This window comes from Falsirhodobacter halotolerans, from assembly GCF_022899245.1.
GTDB classification, from domain to species: Bacteria; Pseudomonadota; Alphaproteobacteria; order Rhodobacterales; family Rhodobacteraceae; genus Falsirhodobacter; species Falsirhodobacter halotolerans.
The window spans coordinates 1,463,643-1,485,607 of sequence record NZ_JALJAZ010000001.1 but is presented as its reverse complement, the minus strand read 5'-3'; the positions used below and the strand labels follow the sequence as shown (position 1 = coordinate 1,485,607).

The window sequence follows — 21,965 nt, the reverse complement described above, 5'->3', positions numbered from 1 at the left end:
CCACGACTGGTGGAGATGACGTCATGACCCAAGGCTGGACCAAATCCGACTGGCGCGCCAAGCCGCGCATCCAGATGCCGGATTATCCCGACACCGCCGCGTTGAACGCGGTCGAAACCCAGCTTGCGAAATATCCCCCGTTGGTTTTCGCGGGCGAGGCGCGGCGTCTGCGCAGCCAGCTGGCCGATGTGGCGGCGGGGAAGGCCTTCCTGCTGCAGGGCGGGGATTGTGCCGAAAGCTTCGCCGAATTTGGCGCCGACAACATCCGCGACACGTTCCGCGTGATGTTGCAGATGGCGGTCGTGCTGACCTATGGCGCGAAGGTGCCGGTGGTGAAGGTGGGGCGCATGGCGGGCCAATTCGCCAAGCCGCGTTCGTCCGGCATGGAAACCGTGGGCGGGCAGGAGCTGCCCTCCTATCGCGGTGACATCATCAACGGGTTCGACTTCACGCCCGACGCGCGGATCCCCGATCCGCAACGAATGCTTCAGGCCTATACCCAGGCCGCCGCCACGCTGAACCTGCTGCGCGCATTCTCGACCGGCGGGTTTGCCGATATCCACCGCGTGCACGCCTGGACGCTGGGCTTTGCCGAACATGACAAGGCCGAACGGTATCGCGAATTGTCGAATCGCATTTCCGACGCGCTGGATTTCATGACGGCGGCGGGCGTGAACGGCGAAACGGCGCATACCCTCTCCACCGTCGAATTCTATACCAGCCACGAGGCGCTGCTGCTGGAATACGAACAGGCGCTGTGCCGGACGGATTCCATCTCCGGCCAGCCGGTGGCGGGATCGGGGCACATGATCTGGATCGGCGACCGCACGCGCCAGCCGGACGGCGCGCATGTCGAATTCTGCCGCGGTGTGCTGAACCCGATCGGGCTGAAATGCGGCCCCTCCACCACGGCCGAGGATCTGAAGGTCCTGATGGCCAAGCTGAACCCCGAGAACGAGGCCGGTCGCCTGACGCTGATCGCCCGCTTCGGCGCGGGGCAGGTGGGCGACCATCTGCCGCGTCTGATCAAGGCGGTGCAGGAAGAGGGGGCGAACGTCGTCTGGTCCTGCGATCCGATGCACGGCAACACGATCAAGTCCTCCTCGGGCTACAAGACGCGCCCCTTCGACAGCGTGCTGCGCGAGGTGCGGGAATTCTTCGCCATCCACCGCGCCGAGGGCACGGTTCCGGGCGGGGTGCATTTTGAAATGACGGGTCAGGATGTCACCGAATGCACCGGCGGTCTGCGTGACGTGACGGATGAAAACCTGTCCGATCGGTATCACACCGCCTGCGACCCGCGCCTGAACGCCAGCCAGGCGCTGGAACTGGCCTTCCTTGTGGCAGAGGAACTGTCGTCGCTGCGCGAAGAGGCCCGCCGCGTCGCGCTTTGACGCGCGGGGGGGGCGGCGCTATGTCGCCCCGCAACACTCAATGGAGCGAGACATGACGCGCTATGAATATCAGGTGATCCCGGCCCCGATGAAGGGTGAGAAGGCGCGCGGCGTCCGCACCTCTGCCGATCGGTTCGCCTTGGCGCTGACGACGGTGATGAACAAGATGGGCCGCGACGGATGGGATTACGTCCGCGCCGAGACCCTGCCGTGCGAGGAGCGTTCGGGCTGGACCCGCCGCACCACCGTGACGCAGCATATGCTGGTCTTCCGCCGCCCGCTGCGCGACGACACGGTGCGCGTGGGCGCGGCGGAAGGATCGGCGACGGACGTGGCCGTCCCAACGCCCGCCGCCAACACGGCCCGCCCGCTTGGCCCCGCCGCCTAAGTCCGGGCGGCGGTCAATGCCAAGGGCAGGGCCGCCGCAAAGAGATCAAGGTCGGCCTCTGTCCCCACGCTGACGCGGATGCAACGGTCGTGCGGGGGCACGAAGGGCATCCGCACGAACACGCCCCGCGCGCCCAGTTCCGCCACCACGCGCCGCGCCAATGCCCCATCGGCGCCGCAATCCATCGTCACGAAATTGGTGGCCGAGGGCAGGGGCGTCAGACCGTTCTTTGTTGCGATGCGGGCCAGACGGGTCCGCCCCGCCGCAACCCGCGCCCGGACGTCGTCCAGCCATACGCCATCCGCCAGCGCGGCGATCGCCCCCGCCTGCGCGATGCGCGACACGCCGAAATGGTTGCGCAGCTTGTTGAACGCCGCGATCAGGTCCGCCGCGCCCATGGCATAGCCCACCCGGGCCCCGGCCATGCCATGCGCCTTGGAAAAGGTCCGCATCCGAATCACGCGCGGATCGTCGATTGGCAGGTCGGGCGCGGTGCCGTCCGGGGCCAGTTCCACATAAGCCTCGTCCAGCACCAGAAGCGTATCATCGGGCAAGGCGGCGACCATCTCCTCGATCACCGCGGCTGGGTGGTGGCTGCCCATCGGGTTGTCGGGGTTCGCGAGATAGACAAGCTTGGCGTTCGTGTCCCGCACCGCCTGCACCAATGCCATCGGATCCTCGTGATCTCCCCGATAGGGCACCTTGTGCAGCACACCTCCGACTCCCGCGACGTGGAAATTGAAGGTGGGATAGGCCCCGTCCGAGGTCACGACCGTATCGCCCTCAGCGATCAGCAGGCGGACCAGCGTGCCCAGAAGTCCGTCGATCCCCTCACCTATAACGATGTGCCCGGCGCCGATGCCGTGATGTGCGGCCAAGGCCTGACGCAGATCGTGGCTTTCGGGGTCGCCATATTTCCAAACGTCCTGCGCCGCCGCGACCATGGCCGCGATGGCCCGGGGCGACGGGCCGAACACGCTTTCATTCGCGCCCAGACGGGCGGCGAAGGGCTGCCCGCGCTGACGCTCCTGCGTTTCCGGCCCGACGAAGGGCACGGTGGAGGGCAGTCCGGCCACAAGGGGGGTAAAGCGCGGCACGGGTCAGCCCAACTGCCGCAGCGCGGTGGAGAGTTTTGCGGCCTCCCCCTCCTGCCCGGCCAGCAGTTCGCGCGATTCTTCGATCACCTCGGGCGGGGCGGAGGCGATGAATTTTGGGTTGTTCAACCGCCCCTTCAGACCGCCCATGTCCTTTTCCAGCTTCTGGAGCGTCTTTTCCAACCGTGCCTTTTCGGCGGCGATGTCGATCACGCCTTCCAGCGGGATGGCGAAGGTCGCCCCCTCCACCGCCACGGTGATCGCGGCGGGGGGGATGGCTTCGGCCTCGGTCAGCGTTTCCACCCGCGCCAGGCGCTGGATCAGGGCCGCGTTGCGGTCCCACGCGGCGCGCGCGGTGGCGTCCATGCCGATGGCCTGCGCGTCCAGCTTCATGCCCACCGGCACACGCACCTGCGCGCGAGCCGAACGGATCCCCTCGATGACCGAGATCACCCAGGTCATTTCCCGCGTCGCTTCGGCGTCCGTCGCGTCGATTTCGGGCCAGTCGGTGTGAACCAGCGGCTTTGCGCGGGTGCCCGTGGTGGACCACAGCTCCTCGGTGATGAAGGGCATGATCGGGTGCAGAAGGATCATCGACTGGTCCAGCACCCAAGCCATGGTCGCCCGGGTTTCGGCCGCATGTTCCCCATCGAACAGGGGTTTGGCGAATTCGACATACCAGTCGCACACCTTGCCCCAGACGAAGGCATAGAGCGCATTCGCCGCCTGATCGAAGCGATACCCTTCCAGCGCCGCGTTCACCTCCGCCAGAACGGCCGAGGTTTCGGCGATGATCCAGCGGTTGACCGTGGCGGTGGCCTCTGGCTTCGCGCGGGTCGCGTGCCCATCCCACACGCCGTTCATTTCGGCAAACCGGCACGCGTTCCAGAGTTTGGTGCCGAAGTTCCGATATCCCGCGATCCGGGCGGTGGACAGCTTCAGATCGCGCCCCATCGCCGCCATCGCCGTGACGGTGAACCGTACCGCATCCGCGCCGTATTCGTCGATCAGTTCCAACGGGTCGAGAACATTGCCCAGGGATTTGGACATCTTCTTGCCCTTTTCGTCCCGCACCAGCGCGTGGACATAGACCGTCTTGAACGGCACCTGATCCACCACGGCCAGTTGCATCATCATCATCCGGGCGACCCAGAAGAAGATGATGTCGAAGCCCGTGACCAGAACGTTGGTTGGGAAATACTTCTGCAGTTCCGGCGTCTGTTCCGGCCAGCCCAGCGTGCCGATGGGCCAGAGACCGGAAGAGAACCACGTGTCCAGCACGTCCGGATCGCGCCAGTAGCTGACGGCGTTGACGTCGGGCGCCTGTTCCGCGCCGTCGCCCATCGCCGCCTCTCGGCTGGCGGCGGGGACCAGCGCGTATTCGCCGTAATAATCGCGCATCTGGGCGCGGGCCTCATCCTCGGTCGCGGCGCAGAAGGCCATGGTTTCGGACCAGTCGAAGGGGGCGGTGCCCTCTTCGGATTGCGGCACCTTGCGCGGTCCATACCAGACCGGGATCTGGTGGCCCCACCACAGTTGGCGCGAAATGCACCACGGCTCGATATTCTCCAGCCAGTGGAAATAGACCTTGGCGTCGCGTTCGGGCAGAATCTGGGTGTCGCCATTGCGCACCGCGTCCAGCGCGGGACCGACGATCCGGTCGGTCGCGACGAACCACTGGTCGGTCAGCATCGGCTCGATCACCACCTTCGACCGATCGCCGAAGGGTTGCATGATCGGCTTGTTCTCCACCACCGGCACCCGGGTCAGATGTTCGGATACGGTCTCCTCGTCGATGGATTTCACCAGTTCGGTGACAGCCAGACCGGCGGCGGTGATGTCGGCCACCACGGCCTTGCGCGCCTCGAACCGGTCCATCCCGCGATATTTGGCGGGGACGAGGTTCAGGGCATCCACCTCCGTCTCGTTCGTGGGGGACCCGGCGGCGATGTCGCGCGCACGGGCCACAGCCTCGTCATAGGGTGCGCCGTCGTCCCGCATGTGACCGCGGGTGTCCATCAGGCGATACATCGGCAGGTTCGCGCGCTTGGCCACCTGATAGTCGTTGAAGTCATGCGCGCCGGTGATCTTCACCGCGCCCGAGCCGAAATTCTTGTCCGGGTATTCGTCGGTGATGATCGGGATCAGGCGGTCGCACAGCGGCAGATGCACCATCTTGCCCACGATCGGCGCATAGCGTTCGTCCGAGGGATGGACCGCCACGGCACCATCGCCCAGCATCGTTTCGGGCCGCGTGGTGGCGATGGAGATATAGTCCCGCGTCTCGCGCAGGGTGACGTTCCCGTCCTCGTCCTTTTCGACGTAGTCATAGGTCGCGCCGTCGGCCAGACGGTATTTGAAATGCCACATGTGGCCCGCAACTTCGACATTCTCAACCTCCAGATCGGAGATCGCCGTTTCAAAGTGCGGATCCCAGTTCACAAGGCGCTTGCCGCGATAGATCAGGCCCTTGCGATACATCTCCACGAAGACCTTGGTCACGGCTTCGGGGAAATTGCCCGACATGGTGAACGCCTCGCGGTCCCAATCGCAGGACGCGCCAAGGCGTTTCAGCTGGCCCACGATGGTGCCGCCGGATTTGTCCTTCCACTCCCACACCTTGTCCAGAAACGCCTCGCGCCCCATGTCGCGCCGGGTGGGCAGGCCGGATTGCGCCAACTGGCGTTCCACCACCATCTGCGTGGCGATGCCCGCATGATCGGTGCCCGGCTGCCACAGCGTGTCGAACCCGCGCATCCGGTGCCAGCGGACAAGAATGTCCTGCAGGGTGTTGTTGAAGGCGTGGCCCATATGCAAGCTGCCCGTGACGTTGGGCGGCGGGATCATGATGCAGAACGTCTCGTCGCGCTGTGCGTTGGCACCGGCGCGGAACGCCCCCATCTCCTCCCACATCGCCGCGATCCGCGCCTCGGACTGGGCGGCGTTGAAGGTCTTTTCCATGGGCATGTGGGTGGGCATAACAAGGCTTTCCTGATCGCGGTCGGCCCAAGGGATACAGGCAGAAGGCCAAAAGGCCAAGACCGCGCGAAGGGCCGTCGTCCGCGTCTTTCCGCCCGTCACGAAACGATCACGAAATTCGTGAAGATTACCCCTTTTCACGCAAGCATATTTGCCCCATATGCCGCCTCGTTGTTTTCGGGAAGGGCGGAGTTCTGCCGCACCTCCGATCAGGTTGCGCAGTGTTTTTCCGGGAACATCCGGCGGGGTGCTGCGTCTTGTTGGCAGAAAGGAAACGCCGATGGGACTTTCGAAAACAATCTGGACCACGCCTGCCGAATACGTTCGCACGCTGCAGCCGGAGACCCCCGTTCTGTTCTTTGCCCCGTCCGTCCTGCAGGCGACCGCGCGTCGTTTCATTGACGGATTCCCCGGCATGGTCACCTATGCCGTGAAGTCGAACCCCGAGGAGGTGGTGATCGAGAACCTCGCCGCCGCCGGCGTGCGCGGGTTCGACGTGGCATCCCCGTTCGAGATGCGGATGATCCGCCGGTTGGTGCCCGATGCCGCGCTGCATTACAACAACCCCGTGCGGTCGCCGTCCGAGATCCATACGGCGGTCGAACTGGGCGTCAAAAGCTATTCGGTCGATTCGGAGACGGAGTTGGCCAAGCTGATCGCCCATGTCCCGCCCGAAGGGTGCGAGATTTCGGTGCGCTTCAAGCTGCCGGTGGCGGGCGCCGCCTATAACTTCGGGGCGAAGTTCGGGGCGACGGTGGAACTTGCGACGGAACTGCTGAGCCGCGTGGCAGGCGCGGGCTTCGTGCCCTCGATCACCTTCCACCCGGGCACGCAGTGCACCGACCCCTCGGCATGGGAAGCCTATATCCGCACGGCCGCCGAGATCGCGCGCGATGCCGGTGTCACGATCGCCCGTCTGAACGTGGGCGGCGGGTTCCCGAACCACCGGCTGAATGCCGTCCTGCCGGATATCGAGGCGATCTTCGACCTGATCGACCGCACAGCGACCGAAGCCTTCGGCGACGCCCGCCCTCAACTGGTGTGCGAGCCGGGGCGGGGCCTGTGCGGCGATGCGTTCACTTTGGCGGCGCGCGTCAAGGCCGTGCGTGACGGGCAGCACATCTTCCTGAACGACGGGATCTACGGCGCGTTTGCGGAAATCCCGCTGATCGGCCTGATCGACCGGACCGAGGTGATGCGCCCCGACGGCAGCCTGCGCGATGGCGACCGGGCCGACCGCATCGTCTTCGGCCCGACCTGCGATTCCGTCGATCGTCTGCCCGGCGAACTGGCCTTGCCGGTGGACATCGAGGAGGGCGACTTCCTTCTCGTTCAGGGCATGGGCGCCTATTCCACCGTGACCAACACCCGGTTCAACGGGTTTGGAGAGCTGTCGATGGCCACCGTCCTGACGCTGAAGCTCTAAGCCCGCATTGACCTCGTCTGTCCCCTCTGGCAATCGGGAGGGGACAGACAGGACAATGTGACATGAACCTCTTTTCCGAACTCCGCACCGTCGTGACCGAGGCGATTGCCGCGATGCAGGCGGCGGGCGATCTGCCGAACGGGCTGGATCTGGCCGCCGTCGCGGTGGAACCGCCGCGCGACGCCGCGCATGGCGACATGGCGACGAATGCCGCGATGGTGCTGGCGAAACCCGCAGGCCTTCCGCCGCGCAAGATCGCCGAGGGTCTGGCCGCCAAACTGTCCGACGATCCCCGCGTGGCCGAGGTTGAGGTGGCGGGGCCCGGCTTTCTGAACTTCCGTCTGCATCTGGATGTCTGGCAGCGCATGGTCGGCAGCGTTCTGTCCCAAGGGGCCGATTTCGGCCGCGCGCAGATCGGGCAGGGGCGGCGCGTCAATGTGGAATTCGTGTCCGCCAACCCGACCGGCCCGATGCATGTCGGCCACACGCGCGGCGCGGTGGTGGGCGATGCGTTGGCGAACCTGTTGGATTTCGCAGGATGGGACGTCACCCGCGAATATTACATCAACGACGGCGGCGCGCAGGTCGATGTGCTGGCGCGGTCGGCCTATGAACGCTACCGCGAGGCGCATGGGCTGGAGCCGGAGATTGCCGAAGGCCTTTATCCCGGCGACTATCTGATCGAGGTGGGGCAGGCGCTGAAGGACACCTATGGCGCGGCCTTCCTCGACAAGCCGGAATCGGAATGGCTGACCACGATCCGCACCTTTGCCCTGCGCCGGATGATGGAGATGATCCGGGGCGATCTGGCGGCGCTGAACGTCAACATGGACGTCTATTCCAGCGAAAAGGCCCTTTACGGCACCGGCAAGATCGAGGCGGCGCTGCAACGCCTGCGCGACATGAACCTGATCTATGAAGGCGTGCTGGAGCCGCCGAAAGGCAAGACGCCCGAGGATTGGGAGCCGCGCGAGCAGACGCTGTTCCGGTCCACCCTGCATGGCGACGACGTGGATCGTCCGGTGATGAAATCGGACGGGACCTGGACCTATTTCGCGCCCGACATCGCCTATCACTACGACAAGATCGAACGCGGCTTTGATGAGCTGATCGATGTTTTCGGCGCGGATCACGGCGGGTATGTCAAGCGGATGAAGGCCGCCGTGTCGGCCCTGTCCGAGGGACGCGTGCCGCTGGACATCAAGCTTGTAAACCTGGTGAAGCTGTTCAAGAACGGCGAACCCTTCAAGATGTCAAAGCGCGCCGGCACGTTCGTGACGTTGCGCGATGTGGTGGATCAGGTGGGCGCGGATGTGACGCGCTTCGTGCTGCTGACACGCAAGAACGACGCGCCTTTGGATTTCGACTTCGACAAGGTGCTGGAGCAGTCAAAGGACAACCCTGTCTTCTATGTCCAATACGCCAATGCCCGTATCCATTCGGTGCTGCGCAAGGCGGCGGCTGCGGGGGCGGAGGTGGACGCGCTGGCGCTGGCAGCGGCCGATTTCTCCACGCTGACCGACGCCGCGCAGGTGACGTTGATGAAAAAACTGGCCGAATGGCCGCGTCTGGTGGACATCGCCGCCCGCGGGAACGAGCCGCATCGCATCGCCTTCTTCCTGTATGAACTCGCCTCGGACCTCCATTCGCTGTGGAATCGCGGCAACGACGACCCGTCCTTGCGCTTCGTGCAGGAGGGTATGGCGGCAGATTCGGCAAAAATCGGTCTGGCCCGGGCAACAAGCGTTGTGATTTCCAACGGATTGGGTATCCTTGGCGTCACACCGGTTGAAGAAATGCGCTAAAAGGCGCCCGCCGGTCGTGAATACAGGCAGAACGACGGCATCAGATCGTCGCATTGGGGCAGTAGAAATGGCGGATGTGGACTTCGACGAATTCGGAGCGGTGGATTATGCGCCGCGTCGCAGTATGCAGGTCCAACGGATCATCAACATCGCAGGGGCCGCCAGTTCGGTCGCGATGATCGTCGCTCTTGCGTGGTGGGGCTACAGCACGACCGTGCGCGATGTGCGGGGCATCCCCGTCGTGCAGGCGCTGGAAGGCCCCATGCGCGTGACGCCCGAGGATCCGGGCGGCAGCATCACCGCCAATCAGGGCCTGTCTGTCAACGAAATCGCCGCCTCGGGCGCGGCGGGGGGCGTCGCGGCGGAACTGATGCTGGCCCCCCGAACGACCGAGCTTGATCTGGGCGACGGGCCGGGGCTTGAAGGCAGCGAACCGTCGCAAGAGATCATGGAGGCCGTGGCCGAGGCGACGGGTGCCACCGGCGCGGTTCTGATGCCCGCCGGACTGCCCGCTCCGCCCCCCGTTGCCCCGATCGAAGCGGTGGAGCAGGGTCTGGCGAGCACCGTCGACGGCGATCCGATCGACGAGATCGCGATCCCCGCACCGGCCATCGACCCCTCGCTGATCCCGGATGAGCTGAAGACCGAGCCTGTGGTGGCTCCGGCCCCTCCGGGGGCGGTGACGCGGTCGTTGCGTCCGCAGGTCCGCATGGCCTCGGCCCCCGCCGCGATGCCGGTTGCCGCGTCGCCCGTGGCCGCACCCCCCAGCACCACGGCCCCTTCGGGCGCCCATCTGGTGCAGTTGGGCGCGTTCGACAACGAGGAGCAGGTCCAGCGTGAATGGACCCGGCTGAGCGCGAAATTCGGCAGCTTGTTCAGTTCGAAATCGCTGGTCATGCAGCAGGCGGTCAGCGGCGGGCGCACGTTCTATCGCCTTCGCGCCTCGGGGTTCGAGGATGCGGCGGACGCGCGGCGGTTCTGTTCGGCGCTGCTGGCGGAAAACGCGGCCTGCATCGCCATCGTCAATCAATGACGACGGCGTGGGGCGCGGCCATCTTCGGCTGTGACGGAACGACCCTGGGGACCGAGGAACGGGCGTTCTTCCGTGAGGCCGATCCCTTCGGCTTCATCCTGTTCGCCCGCAACATCGACCATCCCGATCAGGTGCGCCGCCTGACGGGCGACCTGCGCGATGCGGTCGGGCGCGATGCGCCGATCACCGTCGATCAGGAGGGGGGGCGTGTGCAACGCCTGCGCGCCCCACATTGGCATGAACATCTGCCCCCGCTTGACATGCTCGCCCGCGCCCGTGATCCGCAACGGGCGATGGAGGTCCGCTCCCGCTTGATTGCGGCGGAACTTCGCGCCGTGGGCATCGACAGCAATTGCGCGCCCGTCGTGGACATCGCGGGGGCAGAGACGCATCCCTTCCTGCGCAATCGGTGTTACGGCACGGAGGCCGCGAGCGTGGCCGCCCTGGCGCGCGCAGCGGCGCAGGGACATCTGGCGGAGGGCGTCCTTCCGGTGATGAAGCACATGCCCGGCCATGGGCGTGCGGCCGTTGACAGCCACCGCGACCTGCCGACCGTCACCGCCCCACGGGAGGATCTGCGCCGGACCGACTTCGCGGCCTTCCACGCCCTGCGCGATCTGCCGATGGCGATGACGGCCCATATCGTCTTCACCGCGATCGACGATCAGCCCGCCACCTTGTCGGCCCCGGTAATCGACCTCATTCGCACTGAAATCGGGTTCGACGGGCTGCTGATGACCGACGATATCGAGATGGAGGCCCTTTCGGGCTCGGTCGGGGATCGCGCAACGCGATCGATTGCGGCAGGTTGCGATGTCGTGTTGCACTGCAACGGTGGGCCGGCCGCGCGGGCCGATGTGGCCGCAGGGGTCGGGCGCATGACCGAGGCGGCAATGCGGCGGGCACGTGCGGCGCTGGCCTTGCGCCATGAGGGGCTGGGCGATCCGCAGGATCTGGCCCGCCAGTTGTCCGATCTGATCGGCTGACCGATGTCGGTGGACGAGGTTCAGGACCGGTTGGCCGCCGAGGCGCTGATCGTCGATGTAGAGGGGTTCGAGGGTCCGCTCGATCTTCTGCTGACCCTGTCCCGCACGCAAAAGGTCGATCTCCGGCGCATTTCTGTCCTTCGGCTGGCCGAACAGTATCTGCGGTTCGTGGAGGAGGCGAAGACGCTGCGGATCGAATTGGCCGCCGATTATCTGGTCATGGCCGCGTGGCTTGCCTATCTGAAATCGCGCCTGTTGTTGCCCCCCGACCCGACCGAGGATGGTCCGTCCGCCGAAGATCTGGCCGCGCATCTCGCCTATCAGTTGGAGAGGTTGGAGGCGATGCGCGTAGCGGCGGCCCAATTGATGGCCCGCAACCAGTTGGGCCGCGACATGTTCGCCCGCGGCAATCCCGACGATCTGACGCACAGGCGGCGCGTGACCTATACCGCCAGCCTGATCGACCTGATGCGCGCCTATGCCCGCCTGCGCACGCGGGATGAATTCCGTCCTTTCGTGATGGACCGCCAGAATGTCTTCACGATGGAAGAGGCACTGGACCGGATGCGCGGGATGCTGAACTTCTTCGGCGACTGGGGCGATCTGACGGCTTGGTTGCCCGAGGGGTGGGATGGACACCCGATGCGCCGCCGCTCTGTCACCGCATCGCATTTTGCGGCCGTTCTGGAAATGGCCAAGCGCGGTCAGGTCGATCTGCGGCAGGACGCCACCTTTGCCCCCATTGAAATCCGGCGGCGGACATGAGCCTGTTCGCCCCCCCGACGATGGAGGAGCAGGAGCGCATGGTCGAAGCGATCCTGTTTGCCGCCCCCCATCCGGTCACCGTGGCCGACATGGCCGCGCGGATGCCCCACGGCAGCGACCCGGCAGAGGCGGTGCAGACCCTGCGCCGCCGCTATGACGGGCGCGGGGTGCAGGTGGTGCATGTGGGGGATGCCTGGGCGATCCGCACGGCGCAGGATCTGGGCTTTTTGATGCAGAGGGAGGTGGTGGAGACGCGCAAGCTCTCTCGTGCCGCGATGGAAACGCTGGCCATCATCGCCTATCACCAGCCCGCCACCCGTGCCGAGATCGAGGAAATTCGCGGCGTGGCCGTCAGCCGGGGAACCATCGACCAGCTTCTGGAATTGGAGTGGATACGTCTGGGGCGCCGCCGCATGACACCGGGACGCCCGGTGACGTTCGTGGTGACCGATACGTTTCTGGACCATTTCGGGCTGGAGGCGGCCCGCGACCTGCCGGGCCTTAAGGAGCTTCGAGAGGCGGGGCTGCTGGACAACCGGCCCGCACCGGGGGCACCCCCGCCCGTGACGGATGATGACGAAAGCCCCGAGGGGCAAAGCGAACTGTTCGAGGATTGAGACATATGTTCAGAATGATACAGCGAATCCTGATGGGGATCGTGATCGGCAAGATCGTCAACAAGGGCATCGACTATGCCTCGCGCGGGGGGAAAGATCCCGCCACCATGACCCCGGAAGAGCGGGCGAAGGCCCAGCGGATGGGGAAAATGGGGCGTCAGGCCCGCAAGTTCGCCAATATGGGGCGTCGGCTGCGTTAACGGAAATGCTTCGACAGCTTCAGGCTCTGCCCCTGATAGTTGGACGCAATCTCCGCCCCATAAAGCATGTCGGGCGTGTCGGACATCCGTTCATAGACGAGACGGCCGACCACCTGCCCATGCTCCAGCACGAACGGCGCCTCGTGGCAGCGCACCTCCAGCACACCACGCGAGCCTTGGCCTGACCCGTGGCCGAAGCCGGGATCGAAGAACCCGGCGTAATGCACGCGGAATTCCCCCACCATCGCCAGATAGGGGGCCATTTCCGCCGCGTGATCGGGGGGAATGGTCACCGCCTCCTGACTGACAAGGATATAGAACGCGCCGGGGTCCAGAATGATCTGGCCATCGGTGGCGCGCACATCCTCCCAGAACTCCGCCGCCGGATAGTGGGCAAGCTTTCCCAGATCAATGACGCCGGTATGCGGCTTGGCGCGATAGCCGACATGCGCGTCGGGGCGGCGCAGGTCCACCGAAAACCCGAGCCCGTCGGAAATCAACGGCGGGCCATTCACCAGCGGCGTCCGGGCGTGCAGCGCGGTCAGTTCGGCATCATCGAGCACCGATTGCCCCCGACGCAGACGAAGCTGGTTCAGCCGCATCCCCGCACGCGCCAGCACGGAAAAACTGCGGGGGCAGACTTCGGCGAACAGCGGCCCGTGATATCCGGCGGTGATGCGATCGAATTCCACGCCGCCATCGGTGATCGTGCGGGTCAAGAGATCCAGCCGCCCGGTGGAACTTTTGGCATTGGCCACGGCGCTGACATTCTGTGGCAGCGCCAGACGTTCCATCAGCGGGATGACATAAACACACCCCTTCTCCAGAACCGCGCCCGCCGTGAGATCGATCGCATGCATCTCATACTCGGCGATCCGGTCCGAAACTTTGCGGCCCCGTCCTGCCAGAAACGACGCGCGAACCCGGTAGGCGCGGGTGCCGAGGCGCAGATCAAGGCTAGCGGGCTGGACCTGGTTGTCCAGAACGGGGCTGTCTGCCGCGATCACGCCGGTATGGATCAGGTGTCGGATGGTTTGCGAAGGAAGAACGCCGGTCATCTCACATACTTCCCGTAGAACACGAAAGCCGCCCGCAGAACACGGACGGCTTTCTTGTGATGGTCGGGCCGGCGAGATTCGAACTCGCGGCCTTCCGCCCCCCAGACGGACGCGCTAACCAGGCTGCGCCACGGCCCGACACAGGGCGGATAAATAGCGATATTCCCGGCAGGGGCAAGCCGAAACCGCATGATCTTTCAGAAAGTTTCGTCGGCCCGCATCCGCTCTTCAATTGCGCGAAGACGCGCGGCCATATCACGCAGCGCGGCCTGGTTCTGAACACGGGGATCGGCCGCCAAAAGACGCAGAATCAGTGGGGCGCTTGCGGTGTCATCGACCGGCACCACCGGATCGCGCATACGTTCGGCGCGGGTGCGGGCCAGGGCCCCGTCCGATGGGCTGAGCGGTTGAGGCGGGGCCTCATCCACGGCATCCTCCGCTTGGGGGGAGGCGGCAAAGAAATCCTCTTCGCCAACGTCGTCACCCTCATCCGGGCTGGAGGGGGTGAAAGTCCAGCCCGCCAGTTCCGGGTCGATCTGTGGGGCCGGGCGGCGTGGGAAGGTGTGCACTTCGGCGGTGTGGGGCGTGTCGTCCGCCTCCACCTCGACAAAGGCGGCCTCGGGCACTTTACCAAGATCGGAAACATGCCGAACGCCCTGCTCCTTCAGGATTTTCTGCACCCCGCGTATGGTCAGGCCATCCTCGTGCAACAGGCGGCGAATCCCCCCAAGAAGGGCGATGTCGGACGGGCGATAGTAGCGGCGTCCCCCCGCGCGCTTGACGGGTTTGATCTGCGGAAAGCGGCTTTCCCAGAACCGAAGGACATGCGCCGGCGTATGCAGGAGGTCGGCCACCTCGCTGATGGTGCGGAAGGCGTCGGCCGATTTCTCCATAAGATCCTCGTATTACTTTTTCGTGCCCGCGACGACGCGGTCTTTCATCAGATGGGACGGGCGGAAGGTCAACACGCGACGCGGGCTGATCGGCACCTCGTCCCCGGTTTTGGGATTGCGGCCCATCCGCGCGGATTTGTCCCGCAGGGAAAACGTCCCGAAGCCGGAGATTTTCACCTGCTCCCCCTCCACCAACGCGTCGGAGATATGCTGCAGCACGCTTTCCACCAATTGGCCGGATTCGTTGCGCGAAAGGCCGACTTCGCGGAAGACGGCTTCGCCAAGATCCATGCGTGTCAATGTTTTACCGGTCATGTCTTCCCCCCAAAGGCAGGTTGGAATGATGGGTCTGCCCCGGGGTGAAGTCAAGTTGACCTACCAGCGAATGACCACGGAACCCCAGGCAAGACCGCCGCCGATCGCCTCGGTCACGACCACATCGCCCGGTTTGATCTGTCCGCGCGCCTTGCCGACCGACAGGGCAAGGGGGATCGACGCGGCCGAGGTGTTGCCGTGATCCTGCACGGTCACCACCACCTTGTCCATCGGCAGTCCCATCTTCTGGGCCGTGGCGCTGATGATGCGCAGGTTGGCCTGATGGGGCACGATCCAGTCCACATCCTCGGCAGTCAGGCCGGCCTTGTCGAGCGCGGTATGGGCGGTCTTGGCCAGCTTCTCCACCGCATGGCGGAACACTTCCTTGCCCTGCATACGCAAGTGGCCGATCGTCCCGGTGGAGGTTCCGCCATCCACATAAAGAAGGTCGCGGAACGAACCGTCGCTGTTGAGATCGGCGGCCAGAATGCCGTTCTCGCCCTCCTCGGCGGCCAGAACGAGCGCGCCCGCGCCATCGCCGAACAGGACCGAGGTCGTGCGATCGTTCCAGTCCATCAGGCGCGAGAAGGTCTCGGCCCCGATCACCAGGACGCGTTTCGCCTGCCCGGACAGGATCAGCCCGTTCGCATTGGTCAGGGCGAAGATGAAACCGGCACAAACCGCCTGCACGTCAAAGGCGAACCCGTGGCGCATTCCCAGTTCCGCCTGCATCATCGTCGCGGCAGAGGGAAAGGTCAGGTCGGGCGTGGACGTGGCGACGATGATCGCGTCGATGTCACCAATCTCCAACCCGGCATCGGCCAAGGCCGCCCGGGCCGCCCGCGCGCCGATATCGGCGGTCGTCTGCCCTTCGGCCACGAAATGTCGCCGCTCGATCCCGGTCCGGGTGCGGATCCATTCGTCCGAGGTTTCGATCGACGCCTCGAACTCGGCGTTGGGGACAACGCGGTCGGGCAGGTAATGCCCGATGCCCTTCACCACGGCACGCAGTGTCATCCGTCTGTCCCATCCTGAGTGGTGACGCCCATATCCTGCCCCGTCGCGGCGGCAGAGGCGACCCGGGCCGCCAGGCGTTCGTTGAAGCCCGATTTCGCAAGCTGGAAGGCCAGTTTGATGGCCGAAGAGACGCCCGTCGCATCCGCCGAACCGTGCGATTTCACGATGGTTCCGTTCAGACCCAGAAAGACGCCGCCATTTACCCGGCGTGGATCGACCCGCTTCTGAAGCTGCTTCAAGGAGCCAAGCGCCAGAACGGCGGCGATTTTCGACAGGATGGTGGCGCGCAGGCTTTCCTTCAGAAAGTCGGACACCAGCTTGGCCGTGCCTTCGCCGGTTTTCAGCGCGATATTGCCGGTGAACCCGTCCGTCACGATCACATCGCACACGTTGCCGGGAATATCTCCACCTTCGACAAAGCCGACGAAATCGTAGCTGCCGGCCTCCGCATGGGCGGCCATCAATTCATGGGCCTGCTTCATCTCGGGCCGGCCCTTGTTCTCCTCGGTGCCGACGTTCAGAAGCCCGACCCGGGGGCGGGCCAGATCCAGACCGTTGCGGGCATAGGAGGCGCCCATCATGCCGTATTGAAGCAGATCTTCGGCGTCGGCCTTCACGTCCGCGCCGACATCCAGCATCACGTTGAACCCACCCGGATTGCGCGAAGGCCAAAGGCAGGCGATGGCGGGGCGGTTCACGCCGGGGATCTTGCGCAGACGCAGCATGGAAATCGCCATCAGCGCGCCGGTGTTCCCGCAGGATACCGCCGCCTCGGCCTGACCGTCGCGGACCGATTCGATTGCCGACCACATGGACGTGCCCTGACCGTTGCGCATCACCTGCGAAGGCTTGTCGGTCATCGACACGACGCGCGGCGCATGGCGCAGGTCCACCCGCGACGTCAGGTCTGAATGGCGCTGCACAAGGGGGCGGAGTATCGCCTCATCCCCGTGCAGAAGAAAATGAATGTCGGGATTTTTGTCCGCCGAAGCGACAAGGCCCGCCACGACGGCAGCAGGCCCTTGGTCTCCGCCCATCGCGTCAACCGATATGACGATTTTGCGCCTCGTCTCAGCGAGATGTATCGTCGTGTCCGTCGACATGGGGCAGGGAAAGGACGCGGCTTATGCCGCGTCGTCGTCCAGATCGACTTCGGATTTCGTCGCAACCACTTCGCGCGAATCGTAGTGGCCGCAGGCGCCGCAAACGTGGTGCGGGCGCTTCAGTTCGCCACAGTTGGAGCATTCGGCCGGGTTCGACGCGACAAGGGCGTCATGCGCACGGCGCATGTTGCGGCGGGATTTGGTAACGCGATTCTGCGGGACAGCCATGTCTCGACCTCAAGTTGGTGAGGGGCGTGGCCCCCTTGGTTTGCGATGAAAACCCGAGCTGGACATGCCATATCGGGCGCCCGGATTTCCGGAGTCAACGAAGCGCGGAACATAGCGGGTTTCGCCATGAACGCAAGACCTCTTGCGCGGCCCTACTTGTCACCCTTCATCCGATCTTTCAAGGCCTGAAGTCCGGCAAAGGGCTTCAGATCCGCATCTTTCAACGGCGCGTTTCCTTCGGCGGCAAAGACCGCCTCGCCCAACTCGGCCCCCGGCGCGCGGGGATAGGGGGGCAGGGAGAGCGCCAGTTCCTCGATCGCCACGCCCGCCACGTCGATCACCTCGGGCAGCGGTTCGGTGGTGTCATCCTCCGGCATCTCCGATTCCTCGGCGTCAGGCATCACCATGTCGGCGGAATACCGGCGCAGCACCGTCACATCCGCCCGGCCCGCAACCGGGGCCAGGGTCACGACGCAAGGCTGTTGGAACGCGGCGCGCAAACGCCCCTCCAGCCGGAAATCGCTGCGGCCCTCGGCACGGATCTCGCCCTCGAACTCCAGTTGGGACAGGGCGATCAGGTCCATGTCGGCGGCGATCGCGGCGCGCTCGGCGGCGGTCGCCTTCAGGGCGAAACGTTGCGGTTTGCGCGTCGGCAGCGCCCCCACGGGATAGGCGAGACGCGGGCCTTCGTTCGTCATGATGCGCTTCCTTTCTTGAACAGGGGCGGGACCTTCTGATAAGCCAATGGCGATATGGGCTTGCGGCCCGCAAGGCAAGGGGTGGGCATGGCTCGGTCAGGACGACGGATGATGACGCGCGGTGCAGTGCTCGGGCTTGTGCTGATCACCCTTTCGGCCTGCGCGCCCATCTTCCGCAATCATGGATATGTTCCCATGGACCAGGATCTGGCACGCGTCCAGATCGGGGCCTCGCGCGATCAGGTGTCCGAATTGATCGGCCGCCCAACGACGACGACCCTGCTGAACGACGGGGAATGGTATTACGTTCAAAGCCGTTTCCGCACCTTCGGCGTCTTCACCCGCGAAATCCGGCGCGAGGTGGTGGCCATCAGTTTCAACGGTGACCGCGTGGCCAATGTGGAACGTTTCGGGCTGGAGCAGGGGCGCGTCGTGCCCCTGTCGCGTCGCGTCACCCAGAACAGCGTGGAAGGCAGCAGCTTCCTGCGGCAACTGTTCGGATCGGTCGGACGTATCCGCGCCGATCAGGTTCTGGACGATTGATCGGACCTAACGGTCCGACACCGCCCCTTCTTCGGGCACGAAGCCCAAGGCCACTCCATTGATGCAATACCGCAGGCCGGTGGGCTGCGGCCCGTCCGGGAACACATGGCCGAGATGCGCATCGCAGGTGTTGCAATGCACCTCGATCCGCTGCATCCCAAGCGAGTTGTCCTGCGACATGCCCACCGTCCGTTCGTTCCCGGCATAAAAGGACGGCCAGCCGCAATGGCTTTCGAACTTCGTTTCCTGTTCGAACAGGGGTGTGCCGCAGCAGACGCAGGTGAAGGTCCCGGCCTCGGTCGGCAGGTCTTCGTGGCTGCCCGGGCGTTCGGTGCCGTGCTTGCGCGTCACGCGGTATTGCTCATCGGTCAGTTGCGCGCGCCATTCGGCGTCGGTCTTGGTGATCTTTTCGGTCATCGGGTCCTCCGGTCATCGCCGCCTTGCGGGGCGGGCGTATCGCGTCATTATGTAGGTATCGGCGGCACATCCGCCAAGGAGGGGGTATGCGCAGGCTGACACGAGGACGCTTCACCCTGCGCACGGCCAAGAGCGAGGGGGATATGGCCCGCGCGCTGGAGCTGCGCACCCGCGCCTTCGGATTGGCCGCACCGGATGGCGATGCGTTCGACGCCCGCTGCACCCATGTGCTGGTGGAGGATGGGGGCGATCTTGTCGCCTGCTATCGCCTTCTGCCGCTGACGCCCGACCGGGTGGAGGAAAGCTACGCCGCCCAATTCTATGACCTGACGGGTCTGCGCGGGTTTCCCGGCCCGATGGTGGAGATGGGGCGGTTCTGCATCGCCCCCGACCGCCACGATCCCGATATCCTGCGCATGGCTTGGGGCGGGGTGGCCGCCTTCGTCGAAGGGACGGGCGCGCAGATGCTGTTTGGCTGTTCGTCGTTCCGGGGGGTCGCACCGGCACCTTATGCCGACGCCTTCGCATTGCTGCGACAGGCCCATCTCGCGCCTCAGCAGTGGCAGCCGGGGGTGCGGGCGGCCCAAACCTATCCCTATGCCGAGGACGCGCGCGCCCCCGATCTGCGGGCGGCAATGACGACGATGCCGCCCTTGCTGCGCAGTTACCTTCTGATGGGGGGATGGGTGTCGGACCATGCGGTGATCGACGCGCATATGAACACGTTGCACGTATTCACGGGGCTGGAGATTTCGGCCATTCCACCCGGACGGGCCAGGCTTTTGCGGGCGTTGTCAGGTTAAAGCCCGACCATGCGGCGGATGTCGGCGGGGGTGGCCCCTTCGGCGCGGAAGGTGGCGATGGCGCGTGCGTCGTCGCGCTTGGCCAGACGGCGGCCGTGATCGTCGCGGATCAGGCGGTGGTGATGGAAGGCGACGGGCGGCAGGTCCAGCAGTCGCGCCAGCAGAACGTGGATCGGCGTGGCCTCCGCCAGATCCGCGCCGCGCACCGCCTCGGTCACGCCTTGGGCTGCGTCGTCCACCACGACCGCGAGGTGATAGGCGGCCCCCATTCCGCGCCGCGCAAGAATGACATCGCCGACCTGTCGGATCATGTGCCGCGCATCGAAACGGTGTTCCCCCGCGTTCATGCCGGTTTCCACAAAGCTCAGCGATGCCACCGCCGCCATGGCCCGCCCCATGTCCAGCCGTGTCGCATCGTCTGGCCCCGCCTCGTCCCAGGTGCGATGGCGGCAGGTGCCGGGATAGATCAGCCCGTCCGGCCCCATCGCCCCTTCCTGCGGCGCGGACAGGGCGGCGCGGATATCGGCCCGGGTGCAGCGACAGGGATAGGTGAAGGGTGCCAACGTCGCCAAGGCCACATCATACGCGGTCGAACGGTCGGATTGCCGCATCACGGGGCGCGGCCAGTCGAGGCCGAGCCAGGCAAGATCGTCGTAAATCTGCGCTTCCCATTCGGGGCGGGCGCGACTTTGGTCCATATCCTCGATCCGCAGAAGGGCCGCGCCGCCTTGCGCCCGATCCCATACGGTCAGCGCGGAAAACGCATGGCCCAGATGCAACGGCCCCGTGGGGGACGGGGCAAAGCGGGTTACTGGTCCAGCCATGCCCGGAACGCGTCCTTCGCCCGGTCGGTATAGGCCTTGTAACGGTCCTTGCGGCCCCGCCGTCCGCCCTTGGCGTCGATCGGGGGGAACAGGCCGAAGTTCACGTTCATCGGCTGGAACGTCTTGGCGTCCGCCCCGCCGGTGATATGGGTGATCAACGCCCCCATTGCCGTTTCGGCGGGCGGGGGCGGCAGATCGCAGCCCAGCATCTCTGCCGCGGCCATGCGGCCGGCCAGAAGACCCATGGCCGCGCTTTCGACATATCCCTCCACCCCCGTCACCTGACCGGCAAAACGGACATTCGGGCGGGCCTTCAGGCGCATCCGATCATCCAGCAGCGTGGGCGAGTTCAGGAACGTGTTCCGATGAATGCCGCCCAGCCGTGCGAATTTCGCATCCTGAAGGCCCGGAATCATCCGAAAAACATCGGTTTGCGCGCCATACTTCATTTTGGTTTGAAAGCCGACGATGTTATAAAGCGTGCCAAGTTTGTTGTCCCGGCGCAACTGCACCACGGCATAGGCCTTCACATCGGGGTTGTGCGGGTTGGTCAAGCCGATGGGCTTCATCGGGCCGAAGCGAGGCGTCTCGGGCCCGCGTTCGGCCATCACCTCGATCGGCAGGCAGCCGTCGAAATATCCGGCGGTCTCGCCCTCATGGAATTCGGTCTTGTCGGCGGCCAGCATGGCGGCGATGAACGCCTCATACTGCTCCTTGGTCATGGGGCAGTTGATATAGGCGGTCCGCTCCTCCTCCGTCTCGCCCTTGTCATAGCGCGACTGCCGCCAGGCGACCGACATGTCGATGCTGTCGGCATAGACGATGGGGGCGATGGCATCGAAAAACGCAAGGCTCTCGGCCCCCGTCACCCCGGCGATCGCCTGCGCCAGATCGGGCGAGGTCAGGGGGCCGGTCGCGAAGATCCAGGCACCATCGGTGGGGATCTCCGTCACTTCGGTGTCGACGATGCGGATCAAGGCGTGGTTGCGCAGCGTTTCGGTCACGGATTCGGCAAACGCGTCGCGGTCCACGGCCAGCGCGCCGCCCGCCGGAAGACGATGTTTTTCGGCCATCGCCATGATCAACCCGTTCGCCGCCCGCATCTCCCAATGCAACAGGCCCACGGCGTTGCGCTCATCGTCATCCGAACGGAACGAGTTCGAGCACACCATCTCGGCCAAGCTGCCGGTGCGGTGGGCAAAGGTGGCAACCTTGGGCCGCATCTCGTGCAAAACGACGGGCACGCCCATGTTCGCCGCTTGCCAAGCCGCTTCCGATCCGGCCATTCCGCCGCCGACGATGTGCAATTCCTGTGTCATGCGGCCTTTTAATCCGGCCAACAGGCTTTTGGAAGCTGGCATGAACCGCCCAAAGCTGGC

22 protein-coding genes, 1 tRNA gene and 1 pseudogene are annotated in these 21,965 nt (G+C 65.2%); 11 read left to right on the top strand and 13 right to left on the bottom strand.

Features of this window, described 5'->3' with window-relative positions; translation table 11 throughout:
- Nucleotides 1-23 precede the first annotated feature (23 nt).
- Both MU449_RS07865 and MU449_RS07860 read left to right on the top strand, forming a co-directional pair.
- The gene (locus MU449_RS07865) at nucleotides 24-1,394 is read left to right on the top strand and encodes a class II 3-deoxy-7-phosphoheptulonate synthase (protein ID WP_244737472.1); all 1,371 of its coding nucleotides are present in this window, start codon (nucleotides 24-26) and stop codon (nucleotides 1,392-1,394) included.
- 52 nt (nucleotides 1,395-1,446) lie between these two features.
- Nucleotides 1,447-1,782: a DUF4177 domain-containing protein gene (locus MU449_RS07860; RefSeq protein ID WP_244737471.1), complete on the top strand. Its 336-nt coding sequence runs from the start codon at nucleotides 1,447-1,449 to the stop codon at nucleotides 1,780-1,782.
- Here the strand turns inward: MU449_RS07860 and MU449_RS07855 are convergent.
- Both MU449_RS07855 and MU449_RS07850 read right to left on the bottom strand, forming a co-directional pair.
- A complete protein-coding gene (locus tag MU449_RS07855; RefSeq protein WP_244737470.1) occupies nucleotides 1,779-2,879 on the bottom strand; it encodes a pyridoxal phosphate-dependent aminotransferase in 1,101 nt (366 codons plus the stop codon). The genes MU449_RS07860 and MU449_RS07855 overlap by 4 nt on opposite strands.
- A gap of 3 nt (nucleotides 2,880-2,882) precedes the next feature.
- Nucleotides 2,883-5,843 carry a valine--tRNA ligase gene (locus MU449_RS07850; RefSeq protein WP_244739007.1) on the bottom strand — a complete coding sequence of 987 codons (2,961 nt, stop codon included), beginning with the start codon at nucleotides 5,841-5,843 and terminating at the stop codon, nucleotides 2,883-2,885.
- Between the two features lie 292 nt (nucleotides 5,844-6,135).
- Between MU449_RS07850 and MU449_RS07845 the strand changes: the two genes are divergently transcribed.
- The 7 genes from MU449_RS07845 to MU449_RS07815 all read left to right on the top strand — a co-directional run bounded on the left by MU449_RS07845 (nucleotide 6,136) and on the right by MU449_RS07815 (nucleotide 12,687).
- The gene (locus tag MU449_RS07845) at nucleotides 6,136-7,281 is read left to right on the top strand and encodes a type III PLP-dependent enzyme (protein ID WP_244737469.1); all 1,146 of its coding nucleotides are present in this window, start codon (nucleotides 6,136-6,138) and stop codon (nucleotides 7,279-7,281) included.
- Nucleotides 7,282-7,343: 62 nt separating this feature from the next.
- Nucleotides 7,344-9,086 (top strand): arginine--tRNA ligase, encoded by a 1,743-nt coding sequence (argS, locus tag MU449_RS07840; protein ID WP_244737468.1) that lies wholly within the window; start codon nucleotides 7,344-7,346, stop codon nucleotides 9,084-9,086.
- A gap of 67 nt (nucleotides 9,087-9,153) precedes the next feature.
- Nucleotides 9,154-10,119 carry an SPOR domain-containing protein gene (locus MU449_RS07835; protein WP_244737467.1) on the top strand — a complete coding sequence of 322 codons (966 nt, stop codon included), beginning with the start codon at nucleotides 9,154-9,156 and terminating at the stop codon, nucleotides 10,117-10,119.
- The gene (gene nagZ / locus MU449_RS07830; RefSeq protein WP_244737466.1) at nucleotides 10,116-11,105 is read left to right on the top strand and encodes a beta-N-acetylhexosaminidase; all 990 of its coding nucleotides are present in this window, start codon (nucleotides 10,116-10,118) and stop codon (nucleotides 11,103-11,105) included. The genes MU449_RS07835 and nagZ overlap by 4 nt, the downstream gene beginning before the upstream one ends.
- Before the next feature lie 3 nt (nucleotides 11,106-11,108).
- Nucleotides 11,109-11,870, top strand: coding sequence for a segregation and condensation protein A (locus MU449_RS07825; protein ID WP_244737465.1), 762 nt, complete (start codon nucleotides 11,109-11,111; stop codon nucleotides 11,868-11,870).
- Nucleotides 11,867-12,487, top strand: a complete 621-nt coding sequence (gene scpB, locus MU449_RS07820) for an SMC-Scp complex subunit ScpB (protein ID WP_244737464.1) — start codon at nucleotides 11,867-11,869, stop codon at nucleotides 12,485-12,487. The genes MU449_RS07825 and scpB overlap by 4 nt, the downstream gene beginning before the upstream one ends.
- 14 nt (nucleotides 12,488-12,501) lie before the next feature.
- Nucleotides 12,502-12,687, top strand: a complete 186-nt coding sequence (locus tag MU449_RS07815) for a hypothetical protein (RefSeq protein ID WP_244737463.1) — start codon at nucleotides 12,502-12,504, stop codon at nucleotides 12,685-12,687.
- Here the strand turns inward: MU449_RS07815 and MU449_RS07810 are convergent.
- From MU449_RS07810 to MU449_RS07775, 8 genes are all read right to left on the bottom strand, one after another.
- A complete protein-coding gene (locus MU449_RS07810) occupies nucleotides 12,684-13,745 on the bottom strand; it encodes a 2'-deoxycytidine 5'-triphosphate deaminase (protein ID WP_244737462.1) in 1,062 nt (353 codons plus the stop codon). The two genes, MU449_RS07815 and MU449_RS07810, sit on opposite strands and share 4 nt — an antisense overlap.
- 60 nt (nucleotides 13,746-13,805) lie before the next feature.
- Nucleotides 13,806-13,883, bottom strand: a tRNA-Pro gene (locus MU449_RS07805).
- Nucleotides 13,884-13,942: 59 nt separating this feature from the next.
- Nucleotides 13,943-14,638, bottom strand: a complete 696-nt coding sequence (locus tag MU449_RS07800; RefSeq protein WP_244737461.1) for a MerR family transcriptional regulator — start codon at nucleotides 14,636-14,638, stop codon at nucleotides 13,943-13,945.
- Between the two features lie 12 nt (nucleotides 14,639-14,650).
- Entirely contained in the window at nucleotides 14,651-14,953 is a 303-nt protein-coding gene (gene ihfA / locus MU449_RS07795; protein ID WP_244737460.1) for an integration host factor subunit alpha, read from the bottom strand.
- A 60-nt stretch (nucleotides 14,954-15,013) separates the two neighbouring features.
- Nucleotides 15,014-15,970, bottom strand: coding sequence for a beta-ketoacyl-ACP synthase III (locus tag MU449_RS07790; protein ID WP_244737459.1), 957 nt, complete (start codon nucleotides 15,968-15,970; stop codon nucleotides 15,014-15,016).
- On the bottom strand, nucleotides 15,967-17,073 hold the full coding sequence (gene plsX, locus MU449_RS07785; RefSeq protein WP_244737458.1) for a phosphate acyltransferase PlsX: 1,107 nt from the start codon (nucleotides 17,071-17,073) through the stop codon (nucleotides 15,967-15,969). Before plsX ends, MU449_RS07790 begins: the two co-directional genes overlap by 4 nt.
- Before the next feature lie 21 nt (nucleotides 17,074-17,094).
- Nucleotides 17,095-17,301 (bottom strand): 50S ribosomal protein L32, encoded by a 207-nt coding sequence (rpmF, locus tag MU449_RS07780; protein WP_244737457.1) that lies wholly within the window; start codon nucleotides 17,299-17,301, stop codon nucleotides 17,095-17,097.
- Nucleotides 17,302-17,453: 152 nt separating this feature from the next.
- A complete protein-coding gene (locus MU449_RS07775; protein ID WP_244737456.1) occupies nucleotides 17,454-17,999 on the bottom strand; it encodes a YceD family protein in 546 nt (181 codons plus the stop codon).
- A gap of 108 nt (nucleotides 18,000-18,107) precedes the next feature.
- Here MU449_RS07775 and MU449_RS07770 point away from each other — a divergent pair, with 108 nt between their 5' ends.
- Nucleotides 18,108-18,542 (top strand): outer membrane protein assembly factor BamE, encoded by a 435-nt coding sequence (locus tag MU449_RS07770; RefSeq protein WP_244737455.1) that lies wholly within the window; start codon nucleotides 18,108-18,110, stop codon nucleotides 18,540-18,542.
- Nucleotides 18,543-18,548: 6 nt separating this feature from the next.
- On the opposite strand, the gene msrB is transcribed toward MU449_RS07770, so the two are convergent.
- Nucleotides 18,549-18,959: a peptide-methionine (R)-S-oxide reductase MsrB gene (gene msrB / locus MU449_RS07765; protein WP_244737454.1), complete on the bottom strand. Its 411-nt coding sequence runs from the start codon at nucleotides 18,957-18,959 to the stop codon at nucleotides 18,549-18,551.
- Between the two features lie 86 nt (nucleotides 18,960-19,045).
- Here msrB and MU449_RS07760 point away from each other — a divergent pair, with 86 nt between their 5' ends.
- Nucleotides 19,046-19,762 carry a GNAT family N-acetyltransferase gene (locus tag MU449_RS07760; RefSeq protein ID WP_244737453.1) on the top strand — a complete coding sequence of 239 codons (717 nt, stop codon included), beginning with the start codon at nucleotides 19,046-19,048 and terminating at the stop codon, nucleotides 19,760-19,762.
- On the opposite strand, the gene gluQRS is transcribed toward MU449_RS07760, so the two are convergent.
- Together gluQRS and trmFO are read right to left on the bottom strand one after the other, a co-directional pair.
- Complete coding sequence (gene gluQRS / locus MU449_RS07755) at nucleotides 19,759-20,586, bottom strand: tRNA glutamyl-Q(34) synthetase GluQRS (RefSeq protein WP_244737452.1); 828 nt, start codon at nucleotides 20,584-20,586, stop codon at nucleotides 19,759-19,761. The genes MU449_RS07760 and gluQRS overlap by 4 nt on opposite strands.
- Nucleotides 20,571-21,950, bottom strand: a pseudogene (gene trmFO / locus MU449_RS07750) (methylenetetrahydrofolate--tRNA-(uracil(54)-C(5))-methyltransferase (FADH(2)-oxidizing) TrmFO); the annotation flags it as partial. The pseudogene trmFO and the gene gluQRS, both read right to left, overlap by 16 nt.
- Nucleotides 21,951-21,965: the final 15 nt, after the last annotated feature.